We start from the raw sequence: 231 nt of genomic DNA, 5'->3' as shown, positions 1-231 counted from the left end.
ATTTGTGGGATGGGGAATTTATTGATAAAGGAAATCATTACCTGGTTCATGCCTGCCAGGGCAATGAAATTTCAAAATATCCCCTGGATGCAATGCTTGCATACTGGCATACCCCCCCAACTGATAAAGATAAGTGGCAGCATATTTTGCAGATATACAACCAGCTTTTTATTATTGAATACTCCCCTGTAACTGCATTGAACCGGGCATTTGCGTTTGCAAAAGTATTTG

At 40.3% G+C, this 231-nt stretch carries 1 pseudogene; it reads left to right on the top strand.

The window, feature by feature from the left end:
• A pseudogene (locus KVT36_RS32405) lies at positions 1-231 on the top strand (RNA polymerase subunit sigma); the annotation flags it as partial.

Source organism: Chitinophaga sp. GbtcB8 (assembly GCF_019091455.1).
GTDB lineage: Bacteria > Bacteroidota > Bacteroidia > Chitinophagales > Chitinophagaceae > Chitinophaga.
Note: the sequence above shows the minus strand (reverse complement) of the source record. Positions and strands in the feature narration are given on the sequence as shown.